This window comes from Arthrobacter sp. P4_F10, from assembly GCF_056401435.1.
Map to the genome: position 1 here is coordinate 1 of NZ_JBFUJJ010000063.1, position 9,188 is coordinate 9,188.

Sequence of the window (9,188 nt, forward strand, 5' to 3'; positions counted from 1 at the left end):
TGGGCATGCGTTCCTCGATGGGCCGCACCGGGGTGTGCTGGGACAACGCCGCCGCGGAGACGTTCTTCTCGGCGCTGAAGAACGAGCGCGTGTACCGCACTGTCTACGCCACCAAGGCCCAGGCCAGGCGGGATGTCATCCGCTACATCGAGGGCTTCTACAACAGCCGGCGCCGGCACTCCGCCCTGGATTACCGCTACCCCAACGAGGTCCACTACAGTTACCAGCAGCCGCCCGCGGCAGCGTAGATAAAACCACTAATCCGCTGTCCGAAATCTCCCAAGCGGCCCAGGGACTCGAACTGCATTCCAGCCCTCGCAAACACGGGACTCCCCCGGAAACATGCGGAATCCGGCCCGATCCGGCCCCAGTACGACCCAGTCCGAAGCCCAAAGTGTGTACTTTGTACACACGCCAAATTGCCCACTTCAAGGGATTGCGGCCCCGCTCCCCAATCCGGGGGGCAGCTGTTCTGTATTCTGCGCCAGGAGCCGTCCGGAACGGAAATCCGGTCAACCGCAGCATCAGGCGCCGCTGGCGCGGCGGCCAGAAGATCCGTTATCGGCGTTTATGCCGGGTCCACCTGAACCGATGCTCCCTGCTCTTTCTCCGATCGGTAGCAGGCGTCAATAATCCGTGCCACGGCCAGGGCATCCGCAAGCGGTGCGACGACGTGCCCGCCGTAGCGGATGCTCTCGACCCATGCACGCATTTCGGCGCGGAAATTGCTGATGTTCTCCAACTCGGGCAGTTCGGAAAACTTGTTCGCATCGGTGCGGGCGAACGGCGGAGTGAAGTAGCTTTGCGTCCATTCCGTCCAGCCGGCCGGCCAGCCTGCCCGCTCCTTCTCCACGTAAACCTTCAGCTTTTGGGGAAGGACGCCGATTTCGACCATTCCGGCGGTGCCGTGGWCGGATATGCGCGAGCTTTCAAACCACTCGAGGCGGTCGTGGCTGTCGAAGCTGAAGGCAGCGGACATGTCCGGGTAATTCAGCAGTACAGCTGCCGAATCCTCGCGGCTCGACGCGTCTGACAGCTTCTCGGACTTGCGAACGCGTGCGTTGACGGACTCAGGGACACCAAACATGCTGACCAGGGAGTCGAGCATATGGCATCCGATGATCCACAGCGCCCCGCCCATGTCCGCCGGCTGGTTGAGGTGTGCGGTGAGGTGCTCACCAGCTAGAGCGGCGCCTCTGGCGGACACACTGACCACATCTCCAATGGTTCCGGTGTCGATAAGTTCCTTTGCCCGGGTGATCGACTGCGCCAGGCGAACGTTGTAGCCGACTTGGACTACCAATCCCGGCGTGGCCTGGGCTTCCGCCTCGGCCAGCTGCATCAGGTCATCGACGGTTGCGCCGCCAGGCTTTTCCACTACTACAGACTTTCCCGCGGCGAGGGCCCGCAGGGCGTGGGGAACCATGTCCTTGCTCTCGGAATGGACCATGACTGCGTTGATGAGCCCGTCCTGGAGYACTCCGTCGATATCGCGCGGCTCCATGTCGTACTTGTCGGTGAAGTACTGCAGCCGCGGATCGTCGTCTGCGGCGGCCACCACTTCGACTCCTTCGATCTCGCGGAGGGCACGAACCCGGGCGGAGGCGTGGGGGTGGGTGATTCCCAGGAGTCCTACTACGAGCGCTTCCAACGGGATGTCTCCTATCGATTCTTGGGACAAGCTTCGGTTAAGGGTTGACCTGGGGCTTGCCCTACGAGGTGCCTTCTTCTGTGAGGAGTTGATTTCAGTCCGTGTGGCAGGGCGCGAGTTCGCGCCAGGCGTCGGCTCCTCCTGCCACCAGCCTTCCCAAGGAAATGAAGCAAGGACTCCCTGGGGGAACCCCGCATCCTCAGGGTCATGGGACGACGCGCTGCCGTCGCTTCCGTAACCAGCCCCATCGACAAGAACCGAAACAAGGTTGAGCAGCATTATCATCGTCCTCCGAGGTGAAATGAGTGAGCTCAATGAGCTGGTCCTGAGCGCTGGGCCAGGTCGATCGGATCAACGTACGTTTTGTGAACCTCGGCTTTGGTAAACAATCGGCGGCCCGTACCGTCGCTCAGGAGCAGCCAGAGGTACTCGCCGTCAGCGGATACGGTGTCGACAGTTCCGGTGTGCGAAGTCTTCCCGGACAGGAGCAATACAAGGTCGCCCGGGCTTAGTTCGGTCCAATGGACAGGAGTGGTCGCAGTGCTTGGTTGCGCCTCACCTGCAGGTCCTCGCCAACGGCAGCGAGTGGATGACGAATTCAACTGGGACTCCGTTCCATAATCCGTGAATGCACGTGGTCACTCTCTTTTTCAGCTGCCGATTTTCGGCTGTACGCAGGCAGAGCCAACGCATGCATTTCCGCTGCGGACGGACAGTGTCCGCCCGGGCTTATGCGACCGGCGAGACAGAGTTGTCCGGGCCCTGGCATCGCCGGCCGACCACCACCCAAATGGCAATGCAGTCTTCAGTGAATGGGTTGCTAAGCCGGTGAGGGACGGAAGATTTGAAATTGATGCTGTCCCCGGCGTTAAGCGTTCCTGATGAGGGCCCGGTCTCCACCTGGAGTCTTCCTTCAAGGATGTGGAAGTACTCGTGCCCCCCGTGCCGCATGAGGTTGTCGGGCGGGCAGGATTCTGTGCCGCTTCGGTAGGTAACGCGGAGCAGTTCCACGCTGGGGTCGTTCTCGGCGGTCAGTCGCTCCCAGAGGACACCGTCGACGCGGAGTTTTGGACGGTCCTTCGCTTCAAGTAGTCCCGGGAGTGGGGCGGCCGCTGTAGAGGCCATCGCAGGGGCGATCATGTTGTGGTCCTCCGCGGACCTGGTGCCCGCGTCCCCGGTTGCGGCTGCGGTGTCAACAACCCGGAGATTGGTACCTGGGGGCGGAAAAGTCAACAGGGCCCCGTCCTGCATGAGCTCATCGAGGGAGAGGCCCAGTTCTGATACGAGAGCGTAAAGGGTTCCGACAGACGGTGAAGTGCGGCCAAGCTCGATTTGCGAAACGAGGCTGGCGGAGACGTCCACGCGCCGCGCAAGTTCGCGCAGGGACAGCCTGGTACTTTGCCGGGCGTCCCGGAGCCGCGTGCCAAGCTGTATGGCAGCGTCCGATCGTGCCTCGGGGGCTGGTGCGCTCATAGTGTCCCGCTTCTTTAGAGTGCTTGTCGTGGCTGGCCCACGCGCTGCCTCTTTCGGTCAGCGCGTGGGCCAGGGCTAACGGAAGGTCAGCCGCTTCAGACCTTTTCCGACTGTTCTGCGGCGATCAGCTGGGATGCTGCCTCGAGTGTTGCCGCCGCCGTGTCATGGGCGCGGGCCAGGGCCTGGTCCAAGGGCAGGATGCGGTGTGATTCCGCGAGTATTTCCACGCCCCAGTGACCCCGCCAGCCGGCTTCGTAGATGGCCTTGACGAAGCTGACGGTGTCCAGATCGCCCTCGCCAGGGTAAAGCCGCTCATTGATGGTGTCTTCCCACAGCGAACCGACGACGTTTTTGCGGGCATCATCGATTTCGACGATGAAGACTTTGTCCATGGGCAGGATCGCGGCCAGGTCTTCGTAGCGGGTGCCGCCGCGGCTGGTGTGCCAGGTATCGACGGTGAGCCCGCCGTGCGGGTTGTTGACCTCGCTGATGAACTTCGCGCCGATTTCGATCGTCTTGAGGTTGTTCATCGGCATGGGCTCCAAAGCGACGCGCGTGCCCACTTCCCCGGCCTGAGTGGCGAGCCGGTCGAATTCCTGGTGGAACGCGGTTTCATCGACAGGCGCCGGCTCACCTTCGAGGGCCAGTTCGGCGCCGATCTTGATGGTCTTGACGCCGAGTATCTCTGCAGCGTTGAACAGGACCTTACGCCAGCGATCGGATTCTTCGCGTTCGGGGCCGGTCTTCCACCAGTCCGCGAGGAATTCCATCTCGACGTGGACGATGCCGTTGTCGTCCAGCAGCTGGCGGAGCCCCTTGAGACCAATGGTCTTTTCAATCTCCGGAAGGTCGGCGTGGATAAAGCCCAGTCCCTTCCAGCCTGCCTTGGCGGCAGCCTCAACCCGGGTGCGCACGTCGATAGGGCTCGTCTCATCGCCCCGAAGCGGGGCGGCGTTGCCTGCCCAGGTCCAGCAGGAGGCCAGGAGGTCCCGGTTCTGAATGATGTTCGTGTCGTTCACGTTCGTCCTTTGTTAGTTGGCTTTGTGGGTTGAGGAGGCGGCCACGCCGTCGGCGTTGGTGGCATCCGGGGCAAGCATGACCTTCGTTTCCCGGCTTGAGTCCTGTGCCCTTTGGAGGGCTTCGTCTCCGCGGGAGAACGGGACGACGGTGGAGACGATCTCACCGAGATTGAGGCGGGTGTTTGCCACGTACCGGATTGCTGCGGGCCATACTGCTACCGGCGCCCCGGTGGAGCTGGTAATCAAGAGGTTTCGTTCCTGCACCAGGCCCAGGCGAGCAGGCGCGAATTTTGGAGTGGAAACACCCATCAGCAGAACCCGACCATTGAGGTCGGCGCTCTCAAGGGCAGCCGCCTGCGCAGCGGAATTTCCGGAGGCTTCGATGACCACGTCAGCAAACGGTCGGCCGACTGCCTGTTCCGCGGCTGCGGTAGCGACAGTCTCCTCCAACGGGTTCACTGCGGCCTTGGCTCCCAGTCTGATCGCCATCTCACGCCGCAGCGGGCTGGGATCGAACGCGACTACCTGGGCGCCGGCGGTAACAGCCTGGATCACTGCATTCAGGCCGATGGCTCCGAGCCCGTGCACATGGACGGTATCGGCGGCACTGATGCCGCCAATCTTGGTCAGCCCATTCAACACGCAGGCGAAAGGTTCAATAACTGCAGCCGTGAGCATGTCCACCTCGTCAGGGATGTGGAAGCACATATCGGCCGGGACGGTGAACAGTTCAGCTGCGGCTCCATCGTGGGTGACCCCGAACCAGTCGTTGCCGCCCAGGTGTCCGTGCCCAAGGACCCGGTCCCCCCGATGAAACCCTTCAACGCCGGCGCCAACCTCCACGACAATGCCTGACCATTCATGGCCCAAGACGTGCGGGTAATTGATCTTGAAGGTCTCCGGCATGCTGCCGTGCAGGATTTCGATATCAGTGCCGCACACCCCCACGTAAGCGGGCCGTACAAGGAGCTCRGCGGGTTTGGGCGCAGTGATGGCTGCAGTGCCGGGTTCGACTGTGATGGTGCCGCCGGCGTCTTGGCGGACCAGGACGGCCGGGACGGTCCCCGGCGGAGGTGCCGCGGGCGCCGTACGCACTTCGTTGACGGTCTCAGACATGTTGTGTTCTTTCTGTGGGTTCAGGCAACTGGGAGGAACGAGGACGTTGCTTAGACGTCGCTGCCGTGAAGGGCGGCCGTGACGAGTTCCCGGATGCCCTCGGGGGTCACTTCCCGCGGGTTGGCGTAAGGGTTCTTTGTGGCGATTTCGACGATCTTTTCGACGTCGGATTCCTTCAGGCCCAGTTCAGCCAGGGACGAGGGTGCGCCGAGGGCCACGCTCAGCTTCTTGAAGTGGGCCGCCGGGTTTTCTGCCCCGGTGGCGCGCTGCAGGGCCGCGACCGCTTGGGGGGCGTGCTGGGCGTTGTAGGCCAGGGCGTAGGGCAGTACGACAGTGTGGGTTTCGGCGTGGGGAAGGTTGAAGGTCCCGCCGAGTGTGTGGCACAGCTTGTGGTGCAGCGACATCGTAGTCGCGCCGAGGGTGGCCCCGCAGAGCCACGCGCCGTACAGCGCATCGGAGCGGGCGTCGATGTTGGATGGGTCTTCCACGATCTTTGGCATCGCTTCGAGGAGGGCACGGGTGCCCTCCTCGGCCATCAGGGAGATGATGGGCGAACCGTCCGGTGCGTACAGCGCTTCGACAGCGTGGGCGATGGCGTTGAATCCGCTGGTGACCGACATGCTCACCGGGAGGGAAACGGTGAGTTCGGGGTCGTAGATGACGCTGGTGGGCAGGACCTTGGAGTCGCGTCCGGTCTTTTTCTCCCCGTCGGCGGTCAGGCCCCATACGGGCGTCATTTCGGAGCCGGCGTAGGTTGTGGGTACGGCAATGATGGGCTGGCCGAACTCAAGCGCGATGGCCTTGCCCAGGCCGGTTGTGGACCCGCCGCCGACCGCAACGTAACCGTCGGCCTGGGCAGCGGCAGCTACTTCACGCGCTTTGTGGGCGGATTCGATGGGCACATGCATTTCAGCTTCGGCGTGCACGCCGGCGCTGAGCTCGCCCAGCTGTTGAGAAACCCTTTCGGCCATATCCGCTTGGAAGGGTGTAGCCAGGACCAGGACACGCTTGAGGCCAAGGTTGACGACTTCGTCGTTAAGTGAGGCAAGTGAGCCGGCTCCGAAACGGACGCGCATCGGAAGTGCCTGGTACTGAAAATCCTTCATCGGGTGTTCTCCTGTGCTTCGATAATCCGTGCAGTGGACGGGGACATCACGGCGGTGTGGATCATGTCCGGGTCGACGAGCTCGGGGTGGATGACAATGTCGATCACTGCCTCCATAAACGGTGGGGTGAGACCGTAGCGGGCTGCGTCGGCCTCTGAGGTGTTGGGCACGAATTCGGCGATCAGGCTCTGCTTCACGGCGAAAACGGCGTCGGAATCGATGTAGTCGCTCCCGCTAACAAAAATGTGCGTCGTCAGTTCCCGGAAACCCGGCGCGCCCACGATGAAGTGGATGTGCGCCGGCCTGTTCGGGTGCCGGGCAGTCGCGTGCAGCAGGTCCCCGACAGGGCCGTCGGTCGGGATCGGGTAATAGCTGGGGATGACGCTGCGGAAGTAGAACTCTCCGGCGGCGTTGGACGTGAACAGGCCGCGGCCGTTGCCGATGCTTTGGATGCCGGGTTGCTGAACGTCGTAGAAGCCCTTGGTGTTTGCCTGCCAGATGTCGATGGCGGCATTGGGGACGGGCTCACCGGTGACGGAGAGGATGCGCCCCCTGACCAGGCAGATGTCTCCTTCGCTTTCCGGGGAGGCGTTCTCGCCAAGTTCACGCTTTGGGGATTCGACCATGTGGAAGGGGCCCAGGACAGTGGAGTCGGTGGCGTCCGGAGTTTCGGCGTCATTGAGGGTTTCCACCATCATGGACACGCCCAGCACGTCGGAGAGGAGGATGAACTCCTGTCGGACGGAGTCGCACTTCTGGCCTGTGGCGGTCAGGAAGTTGATGGCGGTTTCCCATTCTTCGATCGTCGGTTCAATCTGCCTGACGAAGTTGTGAAGGTGGGTGGTGAGGCTGGTCAGGATGGTCCGAAGCCGGTCATCCGGCGTATTGCGGAAACTGTCGATAACAGCGGCAGTCAGTGTTCCGGGGCCGAGGTCCGTGCTCATGGTGCTGTTCCTTCCTTGGAGCTGGGGCGGCTGGTAAGTGGGGCTCAGATGCTGGTGAATCCGCCGTCGACAACGAGTTGCGCGCCGGTGATGTACGAGGCCCTGTCGGAGGCGAGATAGACGATCGCATCGGCGACTTCGCTGGCCTTTCCTGCCCTGTGCATGGGGGTCTTGGCGATCAGCTCATCGGAAATCGCCTGATCCTGGTTTTCCGTCAAGGGTGTTGTAATCAGCCCGGGGTGGACCGAGTTCACGCGGATCCCCTGCGCTGCCCACGTGGCGGAGGCGTTCTTCGTCATCATGGTCACGGCACCCTTGGATGCCTGGTATGCGGCGACGCCAGCTGCTCCAACAAGTCCCCAGATGGACGAGACATTCACGATGGATCCGGATTCCTGCGCCAGCATGGCCGGTGCGACGGAGCGCATTCCCAGGAAGACACCGGTCTGGTTGATGGAGATGATCCGGTGCCAGTCCTGGATGTCGATATCCGTGATCGATTCGTACGATCCGACCAGGCCTGCGTTGTTGACCAGGACGTCGATGCGGCCGTGGGCCTGGAGCACTTCTTCCGTGAGTGCCTTCCAGCCGTCTTCTTCGGCGACGTCGAGGCGCCGCCACTGGATGGCCCCGTCAGCTGCGTCGCCGGCGGAGGCGGCTATGTCGGCTCCGTAGACGGTCGCACCCTGTGCGGCAAGTGCCAGTGCTGTGGCGTGGCCAATGCCGCTGGCCGCGCCGGTGACGATGGCGACCTTTCCGTCAAAGGATGGTGAACTCACGGTGTGTGCTCCTTGCTTTCAGAAGTGGCGGGATTGGTTAGACGACGCGGCGGGTGCGCCGGGAACCGGCCAGGTAGTTGAAGATCAGGGCGCTGAGGATGATCAGACCGTAGATGGCCTGGATCCAGAACGAGGGCACCTGGGACAGGACGAGGATGTTCTGGATGATGCCCAGCAGCAGCACGCCACTGAGTGCGCCGATCATGGAGCCCTTGCCACCGTTGAGGCTGATGCCACCGATGACAGCCGCTGCGAAGACGGTGAAGATGAGGCCGTCGCCCTGGTTGGCGGTCACGGAGGCGATACGGCCGGTGAGCATGAGGCCGGCGAACGCGGCGATGACCGCGCCGGCGACGAAGACGCCGATGGTAAGGCGTAGTGTTTTGATGCCTGCGGCTGCGGCGGCGGCGTTGTTGCCGCCCATGGCGTAGAGCTTACGGCCGACCGGGTGGCTGCGCATGAATACTGCGGCGGCGACCAGGAAGATCACGAAGAGCCAGATCTGAATCGAGATGCCCAGCCACTTGGTGTTGCCCAGCGCCAGGAATTCGGGGGGCAGCCCCGAGAGGGTTTTGCCGCCGGACAGGCCCATGGTCAGGCCGCGGAGCAGGGTGAGCATGGCCAGCGTGACGATGAAGGCGTTCAGCTTTAGTTTTCCTACTAGGAAACCGTTGATCAATCCCACCACGATGGAAAGCGCGAGCATCGCCGCGAACGCGGCCCAGGGTGACCATCCCCATCCGGAGCCTCCGACCGCGGCGGGCAGGACCAGCCACACGGCAAGCATCGGGGCCAGGCCCACGACGGATTCGAGGGAGAGATCGAAGTATCCAGAGATCAGGATGATGCTTTCAGCGATCACTACGATCCCGAGCACAGCGGAGGTCACAAGGACGTTGTTGAGTAGGTTGTTCGCTGTGAGGAACTGGGGCGACAGGAAGGCGCCGATGACCATGGCCACGATGATGGCGGGCAGCAGCGCAAGCTCCCGGGCCCAGCCGGAGGAGCGGGCCTGGTCGATGATGTTGAGGGGCCGGCGGCTGGTCGGCGTACCCGCAACGGTCGGGGTATGCGTGGACATTGGAGTTTCTCCTTGGTTC

General features: G+C 62.8%; 9 protein-coding genes. 1 reads left to right on the forward strand and 8 read right to left on the reverse strand.

Annotation, left to right across the window (positions count from 1 at the left end):
• The coding region (locus AC1DR1_RS22345) for an integrase core domain-containing protein (protein WP_476993361.1) at positions 1–248 on the forward strand (248 nt) is incomplete at its 5' end.
• A 320-nt stretch (positions 249–568) separates the two neighbouring features.
• Here the strand turns inward: AC1DR1_RS22345 and AC1DR1_RS22350 are convergent.
• The 8 genes from AC1DR1_RS22350 to AC1DR1_RS22385 all read right to left on the reverse strand — a co-directional run bounded on the left by AC1DR1_RS22350 (position 569) and on the right by AC1DR1_RS22385 (position 9,169).
• On the reverse strand, positions 569–1,651 hold the full coding sequence (locus AC1DR1_RS22350; protein ID WP_476993362.1) for a Gfo/Idh/MocA family protein: 1,083 nt from the start codon (positions 1,649–1,651) through the stop codon (positions 569–571).
• A 729-nt stretch (positions 1,652–2,380) separates the two neighbouring features.
• A complete protein-coding gene (locus tag AC1DR1_RS22355) occupies positions 2,381–3,124 on the reverse strand; it encodes a helix-turn-helix domain-containing protein (protein WP_476993363.1) in 744 nt (247 codons plus the stop codon).
• Between the two features lie 95 nt (positions 3,125–3,219).
• On the reverse strand, positions 3,220–4,143 hold the full coding sequence (locus AC1DR1_RS22360; protein ID WP_476993364.1) for a sugar phosphate isomerase/epimerase family protein: 924 nt from the start codon (positions 4,141–4,143) through the stop codon (positions 3,220–3,222).
• Between the two features lie 12 nt (positions 4,144–4,155).
• Positions 4,156–5,259: a zinc-dependent alcohol dehydrogenase gene (locus tag AC1DR1_RS22365; RefSeq protein WP_476967288.1), complete on the reverse strand. Its 1,104-nt coding sequence runs from the start codon at positions 5,257–5,259 to the stop codon at positions 4,156–4,158.
• Between the two features lie 50 nt (positions 5,260–5,309).
• Positions 5,310–6,365, reverse strand: a complete 1,056-nt coding sequence (locus AC1DR1_RS22370) for a maleylacetate reductase (RefSeq protein ID WP_476993365.1) — start codon at positions 6,363–6,365, stop codon at positions 5,310–5,312.
• Complete coding sequence (locus AC1DR1_RS22375) at positions 6,362–7,309, reverse strand: dioxygenase family protein (protein WP_476993366.1); 948 nt, start codon at positions 7,307–7,309, stop codon at positions 6,362–6,364. The genes AC1DR1_RS22370 and AC1DR1_RS22375 overlap by 4 nt, the downstream gene beginning before the upstream one ends.
• Before the next feature lie 44 nt (positions 7,310–7,353).
• On the reverse strand, positions 7,354–8,088 hold the full coding sequence (locus AC1DR1_RS22380; protein ID WP_476967291.1) for an SDR family NAD(P)-dependent oxidoreductase: 735 nt from the start codon (positions 8,086–8,088) through the stop codon (positions 7,354–7,356).
• Positions 8,089–8,125: 37 nt separating this feature from the next.
• On the reverse strand, positions 8,126–9,169 hold the full coding sequence (locus AC1DR1_RS22385) for an ABC transporter permease (protein ID WP_476993367.1): 1,044 nt from the start codon (positions 9,167–9,169) through the stop codon (positions 8,126–8,128).
• Positions 9,170–9,188: the final 19 nt, after the last annotated feature.